General features: G+C 68.8%; 19 protein-coding genes. All 19 read left to right on the top strand.

What is annotated here, in order from left to right:
* The first annotated feature begins 258 nt into the window (after window positions 1–258).
* Entirely contained in the window at window positions 259–1557 is a 1299-nt protein-coding gene (locus ACZ69M_RS21290; protein WP_470052441.1) for a homoserine dehydrogenase, read from the top strand.
* A gap of 6 nt (window positions 1558–1563) precedes the next feature.
* Window positions 1564–2622: a threonine synthase gene (gene thrC / locus ACZ69M_RS21285; protein ID WP_190172741.1), complete on the top strand. Its 1059-nt coding sequence runs from the start codon at window positions 1564–1566 to the stop codon at window positions 2620–2622.
* 403 nt (window positions 2623–3025) lie between these two features.
* Window positions 3026–3955, top strand: coding sequence for a homoserine kinase (gene thrB / locus ACZ69M_RS21280; protein ID WP_054233236.1), 930 nt, complete (start codon window positions 3026–3028; stop codon window positions 3953–3955).
* Between the two features lie 389 nt (window positions 3956–4344).
* Complete coding sequence (gene rho / locus ACZ69M_RS21275; protein WP_470051836.1) at window positions 4345–6402, top strand: transcription termination factor Rho; 2058 nt, start codon at window positions 4345–4347, stop codon at window positions 6400–6402.
* Window positions 6403–6528: 126 nt separating this feature from the next.
* Window positions 6529–8391: a trypsin-like serine protease gene (locus ACZ69M_RS21270; protein ID WP_470051834.1), complete on the top strand. Its 1863-nt coding sequence runs from the start codon at window positions 6529–6531 to the stop codon at window positions 8389–8391.
* 208 nt (window positions 8392–8599) lie between these two features.
* Window positions 8600–9739: an LCP family protein gene (locus ACZ69M_RS21265; protein ID WP_470051832.1), complete on the top strand. Its 1140-nt coding sequence runs from the start codon at window positions 8600–8602 to the stop codon at window positions 9737–9739.
* A gap of 180 nt (window positions 9740–9919) precedes the next feature.
* Window positions 9920–10141, top strand: a complete 222-nt coding sequence (gene rpmE / locus ACZ69M_RS21260; protein WP_033323852.1) for a 50S ribosomal protein L31 — start codon at window positions 9920–9922, stop codon at window positions 10139–10141.
* Window positions 10142–10278: 137 nt separating this feature from the next.
* Window positions 10279–11355, top strand: coding sequence for a peptide chain release factor 1 (prfA, locus tag ACZ69M_RS21255; RefSeq protein WP_266628644.1), 1077 nt, complete (start codon window positions 10279–10281; stop codon window positions 11353–11355).
* Between the two features lie 122 nt (window positions 11356–11477).
* Window positions 11478–12323 carry a peptide chain release factor N(5)-glutamine methyltransferase gene (prmC, locus tag ACZ69M_RS21250; RefSeq protein WP_054233232.1) on the top strand — a complete coding sequence of 282 codons (846 nt, stop codon included), beginning with the start codon at window positions 11478–11480 and terminating at the stop codon, window positions 12321–12323.
* Between the two features lie 53 nt (window positions 12324–12376).
* A complete protein-coding gene (locus ACZ69M_RS21245) occupies window positions 12377–13024 on the top strand; it encodes an L-threonylcarbamoyladenylate synthase (RefSeq protein ID WP_054233231.1) in 648 nt (215 codons plus the stop codon).
* Entirely contained in the window at window positions 13021–13686 is a 666-nt protein-coding gene (locus ACZ69M_RS21240) for an arsenate reductase/protein-tyrosine-phosphatase family protein (RefSeq protein WP_054233230.1), read from the top strand. The genes ACZ69M_RS21245 and ACZ69M_RS21240 overlap by 4 nt, the downstream gene beginning before the upstream one ends.
* A gap of 112 nt (window positions 13687–13798) precedes the next feature.
* Window positions 13799–15040, top strand: a complete 1242-nt coding sequence (locus tag ACZ69M_RS21235) for a serine hydroxymethyltransferase (protein ID WP_470051829.1) — start codon at window positions 13799–13801, stop codon at window positions 15038–15040.
* A 126-nt stretch (window positions 15041–15166) separates the two neighbouring features.
* The gene (locus ACZ69M_RS21230; protein WP_470051827.1) at window positions 15167–16549 is read left to right on the top strand and encodes an MraY family glycosyltransferase; all 1383 of its coding nucleotides are present in this window, start codon (window positions 15167–15169) and stop codon (window positions 16547–16549) included.
* Window positions 16550–16833: 284 nt separating this feature from the next.
* A complete protein-coding gene (locus ACZ69M_RS21225; protein ID WP_403699367.1) occupies window positions 16834–17271 on the top strand; it encodes a hypothetical protein in 438 nt (145 codons plus the stop codon).
* 273 nt (window positions 17272–17544) lie between these two features.
* Window positions 17545–18315 carry a F0F1 ATP synthase subunit A gene (gene atpB, locus ACZ69M_RS21220; protein WP_143652209.1) on the top strand — a complete coding sequence of 257 codons (771 nt, stop codon included), beginning with the start codon at window positions 17545–17547 and terminating at the stop codon, window positions 18313–18315.
* 76 nt (window positions 18316–18391) lie between these two features.
* Complete coding sequence (locus tag ACZ69M_RS21215; RefSeq protein WP_143628119.1) at window positions 18392–18628, top strand: ATP synthase subunit c family protein; 237 nt, start codon at window positions 18392–18394, stop codon at window positions 18626–18628.
* A 39-nt stretch (window positions 18629–18667) separates the two neighbouring features.
* Complete coding sequence (locus ACZ69M_RS21210) at window positions 18668–19216, top strand: F0F1 ATP synthase subunit B (protein ID WP_168495588.1); 549 nt, start codon at window positions 18668–18670, stop codon at window positions 19214–19216.
* Window positions 19213–20037 (top strand): F0F1 ATP synthase subunit delta, encoded by an 825-nt coding sequence (locus ACZ69M_RS21205; RefSeq protein ID WP_470051825.1) that lies wholly within the window; start codon window positions 19213–19215, stop codon window positions 20035–20037. The genes ACZ69M_RS21210 and ACZ69M_RS21205 overlap by 4 nt, the downstream gene beginning before the upstream one ends.
* Before the next feature lie 124 nt (window positions 20038–20161).
* A complete protein-coding gene (atpA, locus tag ACZ69M_RS21200; RefSeq protein ID WP_470051823.1) occupies window positions 20162–21751 on the top strand; it encodes a F0F1 ATP synthase subunit alpha in 1590 nt (529 codons plus the stop codon).
* Window positions 21752–21753: the final 2 nt, after the last annotated feature.

Genomic DNA, 21753 nt, shown 5'->3' with positions numbered 1-21753 from the left:
CGGTCGAGGGAGGAATGACCGAGGCTGGTCGAGGTCGGGACGACCGGGTGGGCTAGGTCGCAATGACCGGCTGATCGAGGTCGCAATGACCGGCTGGGCCAGGTCGGAAGGGACGGTCGGCGCAGGTGGAAGATCTCCTGCCGCCGACTGTCGGAAAAATGAAATAGATGTCTCACGATCCGGACCAGGGATAGAAACTCCCGTCCGGTGAGTGAGACTGGTCGAACCGTAGACGGTATGAGGAAACGAGGTCGGATGATGCGTACGCGTCCGCTGAAGGTGGCGCTGCTGGGCTGTGGGGTTGTCGGCTCAGAGGTGGCGCGCATCATGACGACGCACGCCGACGACCTCGCGGCCAGGATCGGGGCCCCCGTCGAGCTGGCGGGCGTGGCCGTCCGCCGGCCCTCCAAGGTGCGCGAGGGCATCGATCCCGAACTCGTCACCACCGACGCCACCGCCCTCGTCAAACGCGGGGACATCGACGTCGTCGTCGAGGTCATCGGCGGTATCGAGCCCGCCCGCTCCCTCATCACCACCGCCTTCGAGCACGGCGCCTCCGTCGTCTCCGCCAACAAGGCGCTCCTCGCCCAGGACGGGGCAGACCTGCACGCGGCGGCGGAGGCGAACAACCGGGACCTCTACTACGAGGCCGCCGTCGCCGGCGCCATCCCGCTGATCCGGCCGCTGCGCGAGTCCCTCGCCGGTGACAAGATCAACCGGGTGATGGGGATCGTCAACGGGACGACGAACTTCATCCTCGACAAGATGGACTCCACCGGGGCCGGCTATCAGGAAGCCCTCGACGAGGCCACCGCGCTCGGGTACGCCGAAGCCGATCCGACCGCCGACGTCGAGGCGTTCGACGCGGCCGCCAAGGCCGCCATCCTCGCCGGAATCGCCTTCCACACGCGTGTGCGCCTCGACGACGTGTACCGCGAGGGCATGACCGAGGTCACCGCCGCCGACTTCGCCTCGGCGAAGGAGATGGGCTGCACCATCAAACTGCTCGCCATCTGTGAGCGGGCGGCGGACGGGGGATCGGTGACGGCGCGCGTGCATCCGGCGATGATTCCGCTGAGCCACCCCCTCGCCTCCGTGCGCGGCGCGTACAACGCGGTGTTCGTCGAGTCGGATGCCGCCGGGCAGCTCATGTTCTACGGGCCGGGCGCCGGCGGCGCCCCGACCGCCTCCGCCGTGCTCGGTGACCTCGTCGCCGTCTGCCGCAACAAGCTCAGCGGCGCCACCGGGCCCGGCGACTCCGCGTACACCCAGTTGCCCGTCTCGCCCATGGGCGAGGTCGTGACGCGCTACCACATCAGCCTCGACGTGGCGGACAAACCTGGTGTTCTCGCCCAGGTGGCCACCGTTTTCGCCGAGCACGGCGTATCGATCGATACGGTGCGCCAGCAAGGACGACAAGACGGAGGCGGCGAGGCCTCTCTCGTCGTCGTCACCCATCGAGCGTCCGACGCGTCCCTGAACGGGACCGTGCAGGCGCTGCGCAGCCTCGACACCGTGCGGGGTGTCGCCAGCATCATGCGGGTTGAAGGAGAGTAACCAGCAATGACCCACCAGTGGCGCGGAATCATCGAGGAGTACCGGGACCGGCTTCCGGTGTCCGACAGCACGCCGGTCGTGACGCTTCGTGAGGGCGGTACGCCGCTCGTGCCCGCGCAGGTGCTCTCCGAGCGCACGGGCTGCGAGGTCCACCTGAAGGTGGAGGGCGCCAATCCGACCGGGTCCTTCAAGGACCGCGGTATGACCATGGCCATCACCCGGGCCAAGGAGGAGGGCGCGAAGGCTGTCATCTGCGCCTCCACCGGCAATACGTCCGCCTCCGCCGCCGCGTACGCCGTGCGTGCGGGCATGGTGTGTGCCGTGCTCGTCCCGCAGGGCAAGATCGCCATCGGCAAGATGGGCCAGGCCCTCGTGCACGGGGCGAAGATCCTCCAGGTCGACGGAAACTTCGACGACTGCCTGACGCTCGCGCGCTCGCTGTCCGACAACTACCCCGTGGCGCTGGTCAATTCGGTCAACCCGGTGCGCATCGAGGGGCAGAAGACCGCCGCCTTCGAGATCGTGGACATGCTCGGCGACGCGCCCGACATCCATGTCCTGCCGGTGGGCAACGCGGGCAACATCACCGCGTACTGGAAGGGCTACACGGAGTACGCCGCCGACGGCATCGCCGGGCGCACCCCGCGCATGTGGGGCTTCCAGGCCTCCGGTTCCGCGCCCATCGTGCGCGGCGAGGTCGTCAAGGACCCGTCGACGATCGCCACGGCGATCCGCATCGGCAACCCGGCCTCGTGGAAGTTCGCGCTGGCCGCGCGGGACGAGTCCGGCGGCTTCATCGACGAGGTGACGGACCGTGAGATCCTGCGCGCCTACCGGCTGTTGGCCGCGCAGGAGGGCGTCTTCGTCGAGCCCGCGTCCGCCGCGTCGGTCGCCGGTCTGCTGAAGGCCGCCGAGCAGGGCAAGGTCGACCCCGGCCAGCGGATCGTCTGCACGGTCACTGGAAACGGGCTCAAGGATCCGGACTGGGCCGTTGCGGGCGCCCCGCAGCCGGTTACCGTTCCTGTGGACGCGGCCACGGCGGCGGAGCGGCTCGGACTGGCGTAAAGCCGCCTGGCGCACATCCGCCAAAAGCCGTCGGGGCCTGTCAGAGGCCATCAGCGGCGGGCGGATTGCGCCAGAAGTTGGCGAAATCCGGCCGCCGCCAAGGTCACCCCTACCGCAACCCGACAGGGGGTGCACGGGGGGCTTACGACACGCATCGTGCGCCTCCTGTGCGCCCTATGTCGCCACAGAACCTTCCTTCGATAGGCTGTACCAAACCCGCCCGCCGCATATGCCGCGGTGCCGCGCCGTCAGTGCAGTCAGGACAGTCACTGCGGTCTCCGGGTCTTCCGTACGTATCGCAGTCCCTCTCGCAGTTCATCAGAGCTCATCCGAAACACGCAGTTCCTCTCGCAGCACATCGAAAATCTCGTACATCACGCAGCTCAAGGAGAGTCATCGAGCGATGGCCGGTCCAGCGTTCCGCGCCGCCGCCGTCCGGGTGCGCGTCCCCGCCACCAGCGCCAACCTCGGGCCGGGCTTCGACGCCTTCGGCCTGTCACTGGGGCTGTACGACGACGTGGTCGTCCGGGTGGCCGACTCCGGGCTGCACATCGACATCGCAGGTGAGGGCAGCGAGACGCTGCCCCGCGACGAGAACCACCTCCTCGTACGCTCCCTGCGCACCGCCTTCGATCTGCTGGGCGGACAGCCGCGCGGCCTCGAGATCGTCTGCGCCAATCGCATTCCGCACGGGCGGGGTCTCGGCTCCTCCTCGGCCGCCATCTGCGCCGGAATCGTCGCCGCGCGCGCCGTGACCATAGGCGGCGACAGCAAACTCGACGACACCGCGCTTCTTGAGCTCGCCACCGAGATCGAGGGCCATCCCGACAATGTCGCGGCCTGTCTGCTGGGTGGATTCACGCTCTCCTGGATGGAGGCCGGAGCCGCGCGGGCGATCAGGATGGACCCTGCCGATTCCATCGTTCCGGTGGTTTTCGTTCCCGGAAAGCCGGTTCTCACCGAGACCGCGCGCGGTCTGCTGCCGCGCACCGTTCCGCACGTCGACGCCGCCGCCAACGCGGGCCGGGCCGCACTGCTCGTCGAGGCCCTCAGCCGGCGCCCCGAGCTGCTGCTGCCCGCCACCGAGGACCGGCTGCACCAGGAGTACCGCGCCCCGGCCATGCCGGAGAGCGCGGCGCTGGTGGAGCGGCTGCGGGCCGACGGCATCCCCGCGGTGATCTCCGGCGCGGGCCCCACTGTCCTCGCGCTGGCCGACGAGGAATCCGCCGACAAGGTCGCTCATCTCGCAGGTCAGGGCTGGGCCGCCAATCGGCTGGACCTCGACGAGGCGGGGGCGTGCGTCCTGCCGCTCGCCCCGGCGGGCGTCCATTAATAGCGCGCGGTTGCCGGATTTGGAGAGGGGGAATGTTTGTTGGATCCGGTAGTGTTAACCTCAAGTCTGCACCCGACCCCACCATGGCGAGGTGCTTCGTGTCCCCGTCCGGGACAACCATTCTTCCGGGAGCCTCCCAAACTGCTTTGTGCCATGCATTGGGTGCTATGCGCTGAGCAGTGCTGAGCACGCTCCGGAAACCGGCGTGACCGTGCCGATGACACCGCAATTCAGTGCCACGGCTCCGGAATCGTCATCACCAGATATGTCTTCCGCCTCTTTGGCGGACCACCGCCCCGGCACGGTCCACACAGCAAGGACCAATGCCGGACAGCACAACCGGTCGCCGAGCCAGACAGGCCGACGTCCGCTCCAGGGAAGGACCCTTCGTGAGCGACACCACCGATCTGATGGGCGCACGTGTCGAGGAGACCGCTGCCGCGCCCGCCACGGACGCCTCTGCCGCGCCTGCCTCCGGTGCCGGCTCCCGGCGGCGCCGCGGTACCGGCCTCGATGGCATGGTGCTGGCCGAGCTGCAGCAGGTCGCGTCCGGCCTCGGTATCAGGGGCACCGCGCGGATGCGCAAGAGCCAGCTGATCGAGGTCATCAAGGAGGCGCAGGCGGGCGGGGGTGCCCCGGCGAAGACCGCCGAGGCCGCCACCGAGACCAAGCCGAAGCGCCGGGCCACCTCCAAGGCCCGTACCGGCGACGACGCCGCTCCGGCCGCCGAGAAGAAGGCCGCCGAGAAGCCCGCGGCCGAGAAGGCCGTGGCCCAGCAGCAGATCGAGATCCCCGGCCAGCCGGCCAGCGACGACGCCCCCGCGGGTGAGCGCCGCCGTCGCCGTGCCGTGGCCGAGGCCGGCAGCCCCGAGACGGTCACCGCCGAGGCGAAGAGCGAGCCGAAGGCCGCCGTCGTCGAGGCCCCCGCCGAGACCAGGACCGATGCCGGTGACGGCGTCGACGGTCGGCAGGGCCGCCGGGACCGCCGTGACCGCGGCGAGCGTGGCGACCGCGAGCGGGGCGGCCGTGACCGTGACCGCCGCGGTGGCAAGGGCGACGAGCAGCAGCAGGGCCAGGGTCAGGGCCAGGGCCAGGGCGGTGCCGGCCAGCAGCGCCAGGACCGGCAGGACCGTCAGCAGCAGGGCGGCGGCCGTCAGGACCGTCAGGACCGCCAGCAGCGTGACAACGGCCCGCAGGACGACGACGACTTCGAGGGCGGCCGTCGCGGCCGTCGCGGGCGCTACCGCGACCGTCGGGGCCGTCGTGGCCGCGACGAGTTCGCCACCAACGAGCCGCAGCTCGCCGACGACGACGTCCTGATTCCCGTCGCGGGCATCCTGGACATCCTCGACAACTACGCGTTCATCCGTACGTCCGGCTACCTGCCGGGCCCGAACGACGTGTACGTCTCCCTCGCCCAGGTCCGCAAGAACGGTCTGCGCAAGGGTGACCACGTCACCGGCGCGGTCCGCCAGCCCAAGGAGGGCGAGCGCCGCGAGAAGTTCAACGCGCTCGTGCGCCTGGACTCCGTCAACGGCATGGCGCCCGAACACGGCCGAGGCCGCCCGGAGTTCAACAAGCTGACGCCGCTCTACCCGCAGGACCGCCTCCGCCTGGAGACGGACCCGGGCGTGCTGACGACCCGCATCATCGACCTCGTCGCGCCGATCGGCAAGGGCCAGCGTGGTCTGATCGTGGCCCCGCCGAAGACCGGCAAGACCATGATCATGCAGGCGATCGCCAACGCGATCACGCACAACAACCCCGAGTGCCACCTGATGGTCGTCCTGGTCGACGAGCGTCCGGAAGAGGTCACCGACATGCAGCGGTCGGTGAAGGGCGAGGTCATCTCCTCGACCTTCGACCGCCCGGCCGAGGACCACACCACGGTCGCCGAGCTCGCCATCGAGCGTGCCAAGCGCCTCGTGGAGCTGGGCCACGACGTCGTCGTCCTGCTCGACTCGATCACGCGTCTGGGCCGTGCGTACAACCTCGCGGCCCCGGCCTCCGGCCGCATCCTGTCCGGTGGTGTCGACTCGACTGCGCTCTACCCGCCGAAGCGCTTCTTCGGTGCCGCACGCAACATCGAGGACGGCGGCTCGCTGACCATCCTCGCGACCGCGCTCGTCGACACCGGGTCCCGCATGGACGAGGTGATCTTCGAGGAGTTCAAGGGCACCGGCAACGCCGAGCTCAAGCTCGACCGGAAGCTCGCCGACAAGCGCATCTTCCCGGCGGTGGACGTCGACGCGTCCGGTACCCGTAAGGAAGAGATCCTGCTCGGCAGCGACGAGCTCGCCATCACCTGGAAGCTGCGTCGCGTGCTGCACGCGCTCGACCAGCAGCAGGCGATCGAGCTGCTGCTCGACAAGATGAAGCAGACGAAGTCGAACGCCGAGTTCCTGCTGCAGATCCAGAAGACGACGCCGATGCCGGGCAACGACTGACGACATCCGCACAGCTGAGGGCCGCTCCCGGTGACGGGGGCGGCCCTTTGTGCTGCCTGGGACGCATGTACGATCGCGCTCTCTTTCAACGTATGAGTCTCAGGGGGGACTTGAGTGGATACGTCCATGTCCGGGCGCGGTCGTCACAGACGCCGGATACGCATCGCCGTGCCCGTCGCGGCGGCCACCCTGGCCGCGGCCGTCGGGGGTGCGCTCCTGATGTCGTCGGCGAACGCCGCCTCCGCGCAGCCGGCTCCGCTCGCCAGGACGACCGGCACCTCGCCGAGCCTGGCCACGCTGGAGAAGCGGATCGCCAGGGCCATCGCGAGTGACGGCACGGCCGGACAGCCGACGACGAAGTCCTCCCCTAGCACGAGCACGGGCGTCGGCGCCAGCACGGGTACGGGTACAGGTACGGGCAGGACCGCGACCACCGGCACGAGCGCGAACACGAGCGGCGCCTCCGTCGACCCGAAGATCATCGGCGGCACCACGACCACCATCACCACCGCCCCGTGGATGGCCCAGCTCCTGTACTCCGACGACAAGGGCACCAGCAGCACCAGCGACGACGTCGGCTTCTTCTGCGCCGGCTCCGTCGTCTCGCCGACGAAGATCCTCACCGCCGCGCACTGCGTCAAGGGCTACGACTGGAAGGCCCACGGCGCCGTCGTCACCGGCACTTCCCAGCTGCCCTCGGCAGACGGAACCGATCTGCACGGCGGCACCGTCAGCCTCGTGTCGCGGCAGTGGAACCACCCCTCGTACAACGCGTCGACCATCGACAACGACATCGCGGTCCTCACGCTGGACGGGCCCGTCAAGGCCAAGCCGATCCGGATGACGACGTCGGGCGACACCGCCTCGTACGCCTCCGGCACCAAGGCGACGCTCTACGGCTGGGGCCGCACCTCCTCCACCACCCAGGACATCTCCGAGACCCTGAAGACGGCCACGCTGCCCATCAAGTCCGACGCCACGTGCGGCGGCTACTACGGCGGCGAGTTCATCAAGGGCCACATGGTCTGCGCGGGCAACCCCGCGACCGGCAGCGACAACGGCACCACCCTGGCCTGCAACGGCGACTCCGGCGGCCCGCTGATCGTGGGCGGCCGCATCGTGGGCGTCGTCTCCTGGGGCGTGGTGGACTGCGTCGAGAAGGGCGCGTACAGCGTCTTCACCAAGGTCAGCTCGTACGTCGGTGCCGCCTACCCGCGCGTCGACGACACGAACCTGAGCGGTGACCACAAGGCCGACCTGTTCGTCCGCAACTCCTCCACCAAGACGCTGTACGAGAAGGACTCCAACGGCACCTCGTTCGGCGCCCGGCAGTCGTGGGGCGGCTGGAGCACGTCGAACGTCGTCCTGCAGACCGACCTCGACCGGGACGGCTACCAGGACGTCGTCGAGCGCCACACCTCCAACGGCGACATCCACTGGTGGCACTACCTGCCGTCCACGGGCAAGTGGGCCGACACCAAGCTCTTCAGCGACTGGAAGACCCGCACCCGCGTCGTCGCCCCGGGCGACGTCACCGGTGACGCCCTGCCCGACCTGCTCTCGGTCGACTCCGGCGGCGTCCTGTGGATCTACCCGGGCAAGGGCAACGGCACCTTCTCGGCCCGCGTCAAGGTGAGCTCCGGCTGGAACCAGTACAACTCCCTGCGCGCCCACGGCGACTTCACCGGCGACGGCAAGGCCGACCTGATCGCGCGCAGCAAGACCGGCTCGTACGTCTATCTCTTCAAGGGCACCGGCAAGGCGGGCTCCGGCGCGTTCTCCAGCCGGATCAAGGTGCGCACCTGGGCCGGCTACAACGCCTTCGACGCGGTGGGCGACGTGACCGGTGACGGCAAGGCGGACTTCCTGGCCCGTACGCCCGCCGGCACGCTGTACCTCTACCCCGGTACCGGCAAGGCGACCAGCGAGATCTTCGCCACAGCCATCAAGATCGGCACTGATTTCAAGCAGTACGACATCTTCGGCTGAAGCCGCAGGTGAGCGGGGTTTCCCCGAACTCGCCCATCACGCACTGTGCCCATCGCGCCACGCGGTGGGCGCAGTGCGTTGTGCAACCCTTGCCCGAGTTTCCCCGTCTGACCGTACGGAGCGACCATGAGGCACCACATGGCGCACCGGCCCGGGATTGGCCCTGAAAACAGGGGGTAACCGACCGCAACGAGGACAAGAGGAGCACATGCCTGCCGAGAGCATGCCGGAACCCGGCACACCGGGTGATCCGGGAACGAGCGCCCCGCTTCGCCGCGAGAAGGGCAGCCGCCGCAAGCCGCGCAGCACGCGACGCAAGGCCCTGTTCATCACGGCCTGGACCGCCGCGGGCATCGTGGTGCTGGGGGGCACCGGCGCCGGGTACCTGTACTTCAAGCTCAACGGCAACATCAAGACCGTGGACATCAACCAGGCCCTCGGTACCGACCGGCCGCTGAAGGTCGACAACGGCTCCGAGAACATCCTGGTCCTGGGCTCCGACACCCGCTCCGGCAGCAACAAGAAGCTCGGCGGCGGCACCGACGACGGCAGCGCCCGCTCGGACACGGCGATGATCGTGCACATATACGAGGGCCACAAGAAGGCCAGCGTGGTCTCCATACCCCGCGACACCCTCGTCCCGCGCCCCTCCTGCACCGACGCCAAGGGCGTCACCCACGACGCCGCGACCAGCGTGATGTTCAACTCCGCGTACTCCACCGGCGGTGCCGCCTGCGCGGTGAAGACCGTCGAATCCATGTCCGGTATCCGCATGGACCACTACATCGAGGTCGACTTCAGCGGCTTCCAGAAGCTCATCGACGACCTCGGCGGTGTCCGGGTGACCACCACCAAGAACATCAAGGACCCCGACAGTCATCTGAACCTGACCGCCGGCACGCACACCCTCGACGGACAGCAGGCGCTCGGCCTCGTCCGCACCCGGCACGGCGTCGGCGACGGCTCCGACCTCGGCCGCATCCAGCTCCAGCAGGCGTTCATCAAGGCCCTGGTCAACCAGGTCAAGCACATCGGCGTGCTGTCCAGCCCCACCAAGCTGTACGACCTCGCCGACACCGCGACCAAGACCGTCACGACCGACTCCGACCTCGGCACGGTCAAGAACCTCGCGTCCTTCGCCAACGGCCTCAAGGGCATCAGCTCGTCGAACATGAACATGGTGACGATGCCGGTCCAGTACGACAGCGCGGACGCCAACCGCGTCCTCGTCGACAAGGCCAAGGCGAAGCTGGTGTGGACCGCCCTGAAGAACGACCGGACGATCCCGCGGGTGGCCACGAAGGGCACGGCCACGGGCACCGCGAAGGGCGTCGTCAGTTCGAGCTGAGCCCGTACCCAGGCCCCGCAGGGGCCCGTACGAGCCCCGTACACAGGCTCGGGAATAGATCGCCCGAGCCCCCGGTTTTGGGGGATGGCGCCAGTCCTGGCAGACTGGTACGTCGGCTCCGGTTCACGCACCCGCATCCCGCGGTGGCGACCCGGCGCCCTCCCGAAACTAGGAGACACCTTGAAGCGCGACATCCACCCCGAGTACGTCGAGACGCAGGTCAGCTGCACCTGTGGCGCGTCGTTCACCACCCGTAGCACGATCTCCAGCGGCTCCATCCGCGCCGAGGTCTGCTCCGAGTGCCACCCGTTCTACACGGGCAAGCAGAAGATCCTCGACACCGGTGGCCGCGTGGCCCGCTTCGAGGCCCGCTTCGGCAAGGCTGCCGCTGCCAAGAAGTAGCGAGCCCACAGCGCCGGTCTTCGGCGTCCCCGGCACGGGGGCGCCGGGACCGGCGCTTTGCGGTGCAGCCCCCACATTCGTCTTACCTACGTCCCTGAGCCCATGATGGAGCTGGGGACAGTCCATTGGAGCCGGAGATGTTCGAGGCGGTCGAGGAACTCATCGGCGAGCACGCCGATCTGGAGAAGAAGCTCGCTGACCCGTCGGTCCACGCCGACCAGGCCAACGCGCGCAAGCTGAACAAGCGCTACGCCGAGCTGACCCCGATCGTCGCGACGTACCGCTCCTGGAAGCAGACCGGGGACGACATCGGCACGGCGAAGGAGCTCGCCGCCGACGACCCCGACTTCGCGGCAGAGGTCAAGGAACTGGAGAAGCAGCGCGAGGAGCTCACCGAGAAGCTCCGCCTGCTGCTGGTCCCGCGCGACCCCAGCGACGACAAGGACGTCATCCTCGAGATCAAGGCGGGCGCGGGCGGCGACGAGTCGGCCCTGTTCGCCGGCGACCTGCTGCGCATGTATCTGCGCTATGCCGAGCGCGTCGGCTGGAAGACCGAGATCATCGACTCCACCGAGTCCGAGCTCGGCGGCTACAAGGACGTCCAGGTCGCCGTGAAGACCAAGGGCGGCCAGGGTGCCACCGAGCCCGGTCAGGGTGTCTGGGCGCGCCTGAAGTACGAGGGCGGGGTGCACCGCGTGCAGCGGGTGCCCTCGACCGAGTCGCAGGGCCGTATCCACACCTCCGCGGCCGGTGTGCTGGTCACGCCCGAGGCCGAGGAGGTCGACGTCGAGATCCACGCGAACGACCTGCGCATCGACGTCTACCGCTCGTCGGGCCCCGGCGGCCAGTCCGTCAACACGACCGACTCCGCGGTGCGCATCACGCACATTCCGACCGGAGTCGTCGCCTCCTGCCAGAACGAGAAGAGCCAGCTGCAGAACAAGGAGCAGGCGATGCGTATCCTGCGCTCCAGGCTCCTCGCCGCGGCGCAGGAGGAAGCGGAGCGTGAGGCCGCGGACGCCCGCCGCAGCCAGGTCCGCACCGTCGACCGCTCCGAGAAGATCCGTACGTACAACTTCCCGGAGAACCGCATCTCGGACCACCGCGTCGGATTCAAGGCGTACAACTTGGACCAGGTGCTCGACGGGGACCTCGACGCGATGATCCAGGCGTGCGTCGACGCCGACTCGGCCGCGAAGCTCGCGGCCGCGTAAGGCGGAACGGCGGACGGCCGAACGGCGCAACGGCCGGACGGCCGGACGCAGCTGTGTGAGGCCGTACCTGTAAGCCCTGCTCGTCAAGCCGTACGACAACAGCTCAGCCCCGGAGGACCAGCGTGAACCTGCTGCTCGCGGAAGTGGCCCAGGCCACCCAGCGGCTGGCCGACGCCGGCGTGCCCTCGCCGCGCAACGACGCGGAGGAGCTCGCCGCCTTCGTGCACGGCGTGAAGCGGGGCGAGCTGCACACCGTCAAGGACGTGGACTTCGACGCCCGCTACTGGGAGGTGACCGCGCGCCGCGAGGCCCGCGAGCCGCTCCAGCACATCACCGGCCACGCCTACTTCCGCTATCTGGAACTCCAGGTGGGCCCGGGGGTGTTCGTCCCGCGTCCGGAGACGGAGTCCGTCGTCGGCTGGGCCATAGACGCCGTCCGCGCGATGGATGTCGTCGAGCCGCTGATCGTCGACCTGTGCACCGGCTCGGGCGCCATCGCGCTCGCGCTCGCGCAGGAGGTCCCGCGCTCCCGTGTACACGCCGTGGAGCTGTCCGAGGACGCCCTCCAGTGGACGCGCAAGAACGTCGAGGGGTCCAGGGTCGACCTGCGCCAGGGAGACGCCCTGGAGGCCTTCAGGGACCTCGACGGCCAGGTGGACCTGGTGATCTCCAACCCGCCGTACATCCCGCTCACGGAATGGGAGTACGTGGCGCCGGAGGCCCGGGACTACGATCCCGAACTCGCCCTGTTCTCGGGCGAGGACGGACTGGACCTCATCCGTGGCATCGAGCGCACCGCGCACCGGCTGCTGCGCCCCGGCGGTGTCGTCGTCATCGAGCACGCCGACACCCAGGGCGGGCAGGTGCCGTGGATCTTCACCGAGGAGCGGGGCTGGGCCGACGCGGCCGATCACCCGGACCTCAACAACCGGCCGCGGTTCGCGACCGCCCGCAAGGCGATGCCGTGAGCGCGCGCATCGTGACCCCCAGCCAGCAGTACGTGTACGAGGAGGCCCGCTAAATGGCACGGCGATACGACACCAACGACGCGACCGACCGCATCACCGGTCTGCGTGAGGCCGCGTCCGCCGTCCGCCGTGGCGAGCTGGTGGTCCTCCCGACGGACACGGTGTACGGCATCGGCGCCGACGCGTTCACCTCGGAAGCCGTCGCCGACCTCCTTGAGGCCAAGGGCCGGGGCCGCAACATGCCCACGCCCGTCCTCATCGGCTCCCCGAACACCCTGCACGGTCTCGTCACGGACTTCTCCGAGATGGCCTGGGAGCTCGTCGACGCGTTCTGGCCGGGCGCGCTCACCCTCGTCGCCAAGCACCAGCCGTCCCTGCAGTGGGACTTGGGGGACACCCGGGGCACGGTGGCCATCCGTATGCCGCTGCACCCGGTCGCCATCGAACTGCTGACGGAGGTCGGCCCGATGGCCGTCTCCTCCGCGAACCTCACGGGCCACCCGGCGCCGGAGGACTGTGACGCCGCGCAGGAGATGCTCGGCGACTCCGTCTCCGTGTACCTGGACGGCGGTCCGACCCCCGGCAACGTTCCCTCCTCGATCGTCGACGTCACCGGCAAGGTGCCGGTCCTGCTGCGTGCGGGTGCCCTGTCGGCGGAGGAGCTCCGGAAGGTCGTACCCGACCTCGAGGTGGCGAATTGACAGCCCCTGACGCGGGGCGTGGCATAGGCACGGGGATCACGGGGACCAATGGGTCCCCCAGGGGGTCCTTCCGCATCCTCCACGTCAGCACCGGCAACGTGTGCCGCTCGCCGATCACCGAGCGGCTGACCCGCCATGCCCTCGCGGACCGGCTGGGCGACCCCCTGTGGGGCGGACTCATCGTCGAGAGCGCCGGCACCTGGGGGCACGAGGGCGCCCCCATGGAGGCCAACGCCGAGACGGTCCTCGCGGACTTCGGCGCGGATCCCTCCGGCTTCGTCGGCCGCGAGCTCCTCGACGACCACGTCATCAGGGCCGACCTGGTCCTCACCGCGACCCGCGACCACCGCGCCCAGGTCATCTCCATGGGCCACTCCGCGGGCCTGCGCACCTTCACCCTGAAGGAGTTCACCAGGCTGGTCCGTGCCATAGACCCGGCGACCCTCCCGCCCCTGGAGGACGGTGTGGTCGAGCGTGCCCGTGCCCTGGTGCGGGCCGCCGCCGCTCTACGCGGGTGGCTGCTGGCTCCGACGGCGGAGGCGGACGAGGTCTTCGACCCGTACGGCGCGCCCCTGCCGTTCTTCCGCTCGATCGGCGACGAGATCAACGAGGCACTGGATCCGGTGGTGACGGCGCTGACGGGGGTGCGGGCGCGGGCGTAGGCCGTTGTGGGCGTTTTCTCGTGGAGCGCCCGATAGGCCGTAATACCGGGCGTCCCACCGGTCCCGGTTCTACATTGGACGTAGCGCACCCCGCCGAGGCCCGGAGTCCACCATGCCGGTCACACAAACGCTGGAAGCGGATGTTCTGCGTCTGCAGGACCCGGAGCTCGCCGAGATCCTGATGGGGGAGCTGGCGCGGCAGTCGACGACGCTCCAGCTGATCGCGGCCGAGAACTTCACCTCGAAGGCGGTGCTGACCGCCCTCGGGTCGCCGCTGGCGAACAAGTACGCCGAGGGATATCCCGGCGCCCGCCACCACGGCGGCTGCGAGATCGTCGACGTCGCCGAGCGCCTGGCCGTCGAGCGCGCCAAGGCCCTCTTCGGCGCCGAGCACGCCAACGTGCAGTCCCACTCCGGATCCTCGGCCGTCCTCGCCACGTACGCCGCCCTGCTGCGGCCGGGAGACACCGTCCTGGCCATGGGGCTGCCGTTCGGCGGCCACCTCACGCACGGGTCGCCCGCGAACTTCTCCGGCCGCTGGTTCGACTTCGTCGGGTACGGGGTGGAGGCCGAGAGCGGGCTCATCGACTACGAGCAGGTGCGCGCGCTGGCCCGTACGCACCGGCCGAAGGCCATCGTCTGCGGGGCGATCTCCTACCCCCGGCACATCGACTACGCGCTCTTCCGGGCGATCGCCGACGAGGTCGGCGCCTATCTCATCGCCGACGCCGCCCACCCCATCGGCCTGGTCGCCGGGGGAGTGGCGCCCAGTCCGGTGCCGTACGCCGATGTCGTCTGCGCCACCACGCACAAGGTCCTGCGCGGCCCCCGCGGGGGCATGATCCTCTGTGGCGGCGAGCTGGCCGAGCGGGTCGACCGGGCCGTCTTCCCCTTCACCCAGGGCGGCGCCCAGATGCACACCATCGCCGCCAAGGCCGTCGCGTTCGGCGAGGCCGCGACGCCCGCGTTCGCGGCGTACGCGCGTCAGGTGGTCGCCAACGCCCAGGTGCTGGCCGAGGGGCTGGCCGCGGAGGGCCTCGCCCTCACCACCGGGGGGACCGACACCCACATGCTCACCGCGGACACCGCTCCGCTCGGTCTCGACGGACGCAGCGCGCGTGGCCGTCTGGCCGCCGCCGGAATGGTCCTCGACACCTGCGCGCTGCCCCACGGCGACGCCCGCGGCCTGCGCCTGGGCACGGCCGCGGTGACCACGCAGGGGATGGGCGAGGCGGAGATGTCGCAGGTCGCGAAGTTGTTCGCGGCGGTGCTGCGGGACGAGGCCGACAGCAAGCGGGCACGTGAAGAAGTAAAGGATCTGGCCGGGAGATTTCCGCCCTATCCGGACGAGTGAGGGGTACACGCACACGTGTGCACAGCCACTCGTGCAACCATCGTCGCTACCCGGAAGTCCCCAACCATATGCGTGCATCGCTAGGGTGTGGGGCTGAGATGGCCAGCGAGACCTGTGGGGAAGCCCGTGCGTGAATATCTGCTGACGCTCTGCATCACGGCCGCGGTGACGTATCTGCTGACAGGGCCGGTACGGAAGTTCGCGATCGTGGCCGGAGCCATGCCGCAGATCCGGGCACGTGACGTGCACCGGGAACCCACACCGCGGCTCGGCGGCATCGCGATGTTCTTCGGCCTGTGTGCCGGTCTGCTGGTCGCCGACCATCTGCGGAACCTCAACGCGGTCTTCTCGGACTCCAACGAGCCCCGCGCACTGCTCTCCGGCGCCGCGCTGATCTGGCTGATCGGTGTCCTGGACGACAAGTTCGAGATCGACGCCCTGATCAAGCTGGGCGGCCAGATGATCGCCGCGGGCGTGATGGTCATGCAGGGTCTGACGATCCTGTGGCTGCCCATCCCCGGCGTCGGCCTGGTCGCGCTGACCCAGTGGCAGGGCACCCTGCTCACCGTGGCGCTGGTCGTCATCACCATCAACGCGGTGAACTTCGTCGACGGCCTCGACGGTCTCGCCGCCGGCATGGTGTGCATCGCCTCCGCCGCGTTCTTCCTGTACGCGTACCGCATCTGGTACAGCTACGGCATCGAGGCCGCCGCCCCGGCGACCCTCTTCGCGTCGATCCTCATGGGCATGTGTCTGGGCTTCCTGCCGCACAACATGCACCCCGCCCGGATCTTCATGGGTGACTCCGGCTCGATGCTGATCGGCCTGGTGCTGGCTGCCGGCGCGATCTCCATCACCGGGCAGATCGACCCGGACGCGATGAACCTGTTCTCCGGTTCGGAGCGCAACACCGTGCACCAGACGGTGCCGGTGTACATCCCGCTGCTGCTGCCGCTGACGATCATCGCGGTCCCGGCCGCCGACCTGGTGCTCGCCATCGTGCGGCGCACCTGGCGTGGCCAGTCGCCCTTCGCCGCCGACCGCGGCCACCTGCACCACCGCCTCCTGGAGGTCGGCCACTCGCACAGCAGGGCCGTCCTGATCATGTACTTCTGGTCGGCGCTGATCGCCTTCGGGGCGCTCGCCTTCTCGGTGAACTCGGCGTCCATGTGGATCGTGCTCGGCATCGCGGCGCTCAGCGCGGTGGGTCTCGTACTGCTCCTGCTGCCGCGCTTCACGCCGCGTGCCCCGCGCTGGGCCGAGAACCTGGTGCCGCCGCGCTACCGCCGCCGTCGCAGGGTCGCCCTGGCGGCCGAGGCGGAGGCGGCCGTGGCCTCCGTCGCGTACGAGGAGCGGACGTCCCACGAGAAGGCGGCCCAGGAGCGGGAAGAGGGCGTCCGCGAACACCGTTCGCCGGTCACCACGGGTGTCTCAGGAGTCAACGGAGCGACGGCAATTGGGCCCCGTGCGCGCTTCCTGGAGGGGCGCAAAGCCGAATCTTCACGCTGACGCAAAGTAAGAATCCTGCAAGAGGGATCTTCGGCAAACCGCGTCAATACCAGACAAGTTGCCCTCGATATTGCACAAACGCGCAGGTTCAGTCTCATGTGTGACAGCGAGCACACCTTCTAGGTAAAGACCGCATCAAATAGTTTGTGATACGGTTCACGAGAACCCGGGATAGAGCCGAAGGACCGTAGTGAGACGGCCCCTTGGCGTGAGGTTCTCTCTCAGCCCGGGACTACGCTCGTCCATGACGACACCCTGCCCCCGAAGCAAGCGGAGTTGCCGCCATGCCGTCCAATGACGCCCGGAACCTACTGCACACCGCTGTCCCCACAGCGGCTGTCGGCGCGATCGCCGTCGCCGTCAGTGGCGTGGTCGCGGGTGGCAAAGGCGCGCTCGGCGCGGGCATCGGCACACTGCTGGCCATCCTCTTCATGGGGATCGGCCTCTACGTCCTGCAGTGGACGGCAAAAACGCTCCCGCAGCTGTTCCAGGCCATGGGCCTGATGCTCTACGTCGCCCAGCTCCTGCTGCTCCTGATCTTCGTGGCACTCTTCAAGAACACGTCTCTGTTCAACCCCAAGGCGTTCGCGGTCGGCCTCGTCCTCGCGACCGTCGTGTGGATGGCGGCGCAGGCGCGGGCGCACATGAAGGCCAAGATCTTCTATGTCGACCCCGAACCCGAGAAGAGCGAGAAGCCCGAGAAATCAGGGTCCTCGTCGTGAGGGGTAGGGGTGGGATAAAGCCATGTGGGAGATCCTGCTATCGTCCGGTGCCAACTGCGGCATCGCGGGCGCGGGCATCTGAGCTGACGCCTGCTCAATCGCGAGGCTTGATGCCCCACAGCCGCCCCCACATTCGTTACACCAGTCCAGTGCCGAACCGCGGCTGCGCGCCGCGCCGACACAACGAGGTTGCCGTACCTATGCGTCACGCCGAAGGAGCCCGTGGTGAGTGCTGACCAGACCCAGCTCGCCTTTGACTGGAGCTGTCGGATCATGTCCGACAACGGGTGTGGCTTTCCGGCTCCGGGCCTGCACTCGTTCCTCTTCAAGCCGATCGCCACGGTGGGAGGGTTCGAGTTCAACAAGGTGATGCTGCTCGCCCTGCTCACCTCGATCGTCGTCGTCGCCTTCTTCTGGGCGGCGTTCGGCAAGGCGAAGGTGATCCCGGGCAAGCTGCAGATGGTCGGTGAAGCCGGTTACGACTTCGTGCGCCGCGGCATCGTCTACGAGACGCTCGGCAAGCGCGAGGGCGAGAAGTACGTCCCGATCATGGTCTCGCTGTTCTTCTTCATCTGGATCATGAACATCTGGTCCGTGATCCCGCTGGCGCAGTTCCCGGTCTCGTCGGTCTTCGCCTTCCCGGTGGTGCTCGCCGCGATCGTCTGGATCATGTGGGTCTCGGTCACGTTCAAGCGCCACGGCTTCGTCGGCTTCTTCAAGAACATCACCGGCTATGACAAGTCGCTCGGCGGCGTGCTGCCCCTCGTCATGGTCATCGAGTTCTTCTCGAACCTGATCGTCCGGCCCTTCACGCACGCGGTCCGACTCTTCGCCAACATGTTCGCCGGCCACCTGATGCTGGTCATGTTCACGGTCGCCTCCTGGTACCTGCTGAACAGCTACATGATCCCCGCGGCCGGCGTCTCGTTCGTGATGACCGTCATCATGATCCTCTTCGAGCTTTTCGTGCAGGCCGTCCAGGCGTACGTCTTCGTGCTGCTGGCCTGCTCGTACCTCCAGGGCGCGCTCGCCGAGCACCACTGAGTCACCGCCCCCCGAAAGCCCCAGAACGTCCGGTGGCCAACCCCCGCCGGTCCAAGAAAGAGAAGGAAGAATCAGCATGGCTGCCACTGAGACCCTCGCCGCTCTCTCCGGTTCGATCGGTTCCGTCGGCTACGGCCTCGCCGCCATCGGCCCCGGCGTCGGCGTCGGCATCATCTTCGGCAACGGCACCCAGGCCCTGGCCCGTCAGCCCGAAGCTGCCGGCCTGATCCGCGCCAACCAGATCCTCGGCTTCGCCTTCTGTGAGGCGCTCGCCCTCATCGGCATCGTCATGCCGTTCGTTTTCGGTCAGTAATTCACCCCTTACTGACACGAATCGACGAAAGGCACTGATGTGATCGCCAACCTGGTACAGCTGGCGGCCGAGGAGAAGCAGAACCCGCTCATCCCGGCCGGCCCCGAGCTGCTCGTCGGCGCCATCGCCTTCGCCATCGTGTTCTTCTTCTTCTGGAAGAAGCTCCTCCCGAACATCAACAAGGTTCTGGAAGAGCGCCGCGCGGCGATCGAAGGCGGTATCGAAGAGGCCGACGCCATGAAGGTCGAAGCCCAGAGCGTGCTGGAGCAGTACAAGGCCCAGCTCGCCGAGGCACGGCACGAGGCCGCGCGGCTGCGCCAGGAGGCGCAGGAGCAGGGCGCCACGCTCATCGCCGACATGCGTGCGGAAGGCCAGCGGCAGCGCGAGGAGATCATCGCCGCCGGTCACTCGCAGCTCGAGGCCGACCGCAAGGCCGCCTCGCAGGCGCTGCGTCAGGACGTGGGCAAGCTCGCCACCGACCTGGCCGGCAAGCTCGTCGGTGAGTCCCTCGAGGACCACGCCCGGCAGAGCCGCGTCATCGACCGCTTCCTCGACGAGCTCGAGGAGAAGGCCGAGGCGACTCGATGACCGCACACGGAGCAAGCCGCGAGGCCCTCGCTGCAGCTCGTGAGCGTCTCGATGCGCTGACGGACTCGACGTCCGTGGACGCGGTCCAGCTCGCCGACGAGCTGGCCGCCGTCACCGCGCTGCTCAACCGCGAGGTGTCGCTGCGTCGGGTCCTGACCGACCCGGCGCAGCCGGGCGAGGCCAAGGCCGAGCTGGCCCAGCGCCTGCTCGGCGGCCAGGTCGGCGGGTCGACCGCGGACCTGGTGGTCGGCCTGGTGCGCTCGCGCTGGTCGCAGCCGCGTGACCTGGTGGACACGCTGGAGGAGCTGGCGAGCATCGCCGACCTCACGGCGGCCCAGCGGGCGAACGCGCTCGACGACGTCGAGGACGAACTGTTCCGCTTCGGTCGGATCGTCTCTTCGAACACCGAGCTGCGCTCCGCGCTGACCGACCGCACCGCCTCGAAGGCGGCCAAGAGCGAGCTGCTGCACAGCCTGCTCGGCGGCCGGGCCAAGCCGACCACCGAACGCCTGGTGACGCGCCTTGTGGCCGCGCCCCGGGGACGTAGCCTGGAGGCGGGACTCGACTCCCTGTCCAAGCTCGCCGCCGAGCGCCGTAACCGCATGGTCGCTGTCGTCACCTCGGCGGTCCCGCTGAGTGACGGACAGAAGCAGCGCCTCGGCGCCGCTCTGGCGAAGCTCTACGGCCGCCCGATGCACCTCAACCTCGACGTGGACCCCGAGGTCGTCGGCGGGATCCGGGTGCAGGTCGGCGACGAGATCATCGACGGTGCCGTCGCGGACCGACTCGAGGACGCGCGCCGCCGCATCGTCGGCCAGTAGCAACTCAATACGCGTAACCACGTAGTACTTACGGCCCTGGTTGGGCCGTGCAGAGGATTCCTGGGGGCTGACCCCAGACCCCCCAAGAAAACTTCGGGCCCAACAAGGAGAGCAGGGAACCCAGATGGCGGAGCTCACGATCCGGCCGGAGGAGATCCGGGACGCGCTGGAGAACTTTGTCCAGTCGTACAAGCCGGACGCGGCCTCGCGCGAGGAGGTCGGTACGGTCACCGTCGCCGGCGACGGTATCGCCAAGATCGAGGGCCTTCCCTCGGCGATGGCGAACGAGCTGCTGAAGTTCGAGGACGGAACCCTCGGTCTCGCGCTGAACCTGGAAGAGCGCGAGATCGGTGCGGTCGTCCTCGGCGAGTTCAGCGGTATCGAGGAGGGCCAGCCGGTGCAGCGCACCGGTGAGGTGCTGTCCGTCGCCGTGGGCGAGGGCTACCTCGGCCGCGTCGTCGACCCGCTCGGCAACCCGATCGACGGCCTCGGCGAGATCGAGACCACCGGCCGCCGCGCCCTCGAGCTGCAGGCCCCGGGCGTCATGGTCCGCAAGTCGGTGCACGAGCCGATGGAGACCGGCTACAAGGCCGTCGACGCGATGACCCCGATCGGCCGTGGCCAGCGTCAGCTGGTCATCGGCGACCGTCAGACCGGCAAGACCGCGCTGGCTGTCGACACGATCATCAACCAGCGCGACAACTGGCGCTCGGGCGACACCAAGAAGCAGGTCCGCTGCATCTACGTCGCCATCGGTCAGAAGGGTTCGACCATCGCCTCCGTGCGTGGCGCCCTCGAAGAGGCCGGCGCGCTGGAGTACACGACCATCGTCGCCGCCCCGGCGTCCGACCCGGCCGGCTTCAAGTACCTTGCGCCGTACACCGGTTCGGCCATCGGCCAGCAGTGGATGTACGAGGGCAAGCACGTCCTCATCATCTTCGACGACCTCTCGAAGCAGGCCGACGCCTACCGCGCCGTGTCCCTGCTGCTCCGCCGTCCGCCGGGGCGCGAGGCCTACCCCGGTGACGTCTTCTACCTGCACTCCCGTCTGCTGGAGCGCTGCGCGAAGCTCTCCGACGAGCTGGGCGCCGGTTCGATGACGGGTCTGCCGATCGTCGAGACCAAGGCGAACGACGTGTCGGCGTTCATCCCGACCAACGTCATCTCGATCACCGACGGCCAGTGCTTCCTGGAGTCCGACCTGTTCAACGCCGGCCAGCGTCCGGCCCTGAACGTCGGTATCTCGGTCTCCCGCGTCGGTGGCTCCGCCCAGCACAAGGCGATGAAGCAGGTTTCCGGCCGACTCCGTCTGGACCTCGCCCAGTACCGCGAGCTGGAGGCGTTCGCCGCCTTCGGTTCCGACCTGGACGCCGCGTCGAAGTCGCAGCTGGAGCGCGGTCAGCGGCTGGTCGAGCTGCTCAAGCAGGCTCAGTACCAGCCGATGGCCACCGAGGACCAGGTCGTCTCCGTGTGGGCCGGTACCACCGGCAAGATGGACGAGGTGCCGGTCGTCGACATCCGTCGCTTCGAGAAGGAGCTCCTGGAGTACCTGCACCGCAAGGAGCAGGGACTCATGACCTCCATCAAGGAGGGCGGCAAGATGTCGGACGACACCCTCACCGCCATCGCGGACGCCATCGCGGACTTCAAGAAGCAGTTCGAGACCTCGGACGGCAAGCTTCTCGGCGAAGACGTTCCGGCCGCGGCCAAGTGACG

It is taken from the genome of Streptomyces sp. NPDC107454 (assembly GCF_055582885.1).
Note: the sequence above shows the minus strand (reverse complement) of the source record. Positions and strands in the feature narration are given on the sequence as shown.

Bases quoted from the DNA above. Each gene is read 5' to 3' on its own strand.
- ACZ69M_RS21205 (WP_470051825.1), top strand. From the start codon at position 19,213: ATGACCGCACACGGAGCAAGCCGCGAGGCCCTCGCTGCAGCTCGTGAG.
- ACZ69M_RS21225 (WP_403699367.1), top strand. From the start codon at position 16,834: ATGCCGTCCAATGACGCCCGGAACCTACTGCACACCGCTGTCCCCACA.
- ACZ69M_RS21235 (WP_470051829.1), top strand. From the start codon at position 13,799: ATGCCGGTCACACAAACGCTGGAAGCGGATGTTCTGCGTCTGCAGGAC.
- ACZ69M_RS21290 (WP_470052441.1), top strand. From the start codon at position 259: ATGCGTACGCGTCCGCTGAAGGTGGCGCTGCTGGGCTGTGGGGTTGTC.
- atpB (WP_143652209.1), top strand. From the start codon at position 17,545: ATGTCCGACAACGGGTGTGGCTTTCCGGCTCCGGGCCTGCACTCGTTC.
- ACZ69M_RS21270 (WP_470051834.1), top strand. From the start codon at position 6,529: ATGTCCGGGCGCGGTCGTCACAGACGCCGGATACGCATCGCCGTGCCC.
- atpA (WP_470051823.1), top strand. From the start codon at position 20,162: ATGGCGGAGCTCACGATCCGGCCGGAGGAGATCCGGGACGCGCTGGAG.
- ACZ69M_RS21265 (WP_470051832.1), top strand. From the start codon at position 8,600: ATGCCTGCCGAGAGCATGCCGGAACCCGGCACACCGGGTGATCCGGGA.
- ACZ69M_RS21245 (WP_054233231.1), top strand. From the start codon at position 12,377: ATGGCACGGCGATACGACACCAACGACGCGACCGACCGCATCACCGGT.
- thrC (WP_190172741.1), top strand. From the start codon at position 1,564: ATGACCCACCAGTGGCGCGGAATCATCGAGGAGTACCGGGACCGGCTT.
- ACZ69M_RS21215 (WP_143628119.1), top strand. From the start codon at position 18,392: ATGGCTGCCACTGAGACCCTCGCCGCTCTCTCCGGTTCGATCGGTTCC.
- prfA (WP_266628644.1), top strand. From the start codon at position 10,279: ATGTTCGAGGCGGTCGAGGAACTCATCGGCGAGCACGCCGATCTGGAG.
- thrB (WP_054233236.1), top strand. From the start codon at position 3,026: ATGGCCGGTCCAGCGTTCCGCGCCGCCGCCGTCCGGGTGCGCGTCCCC.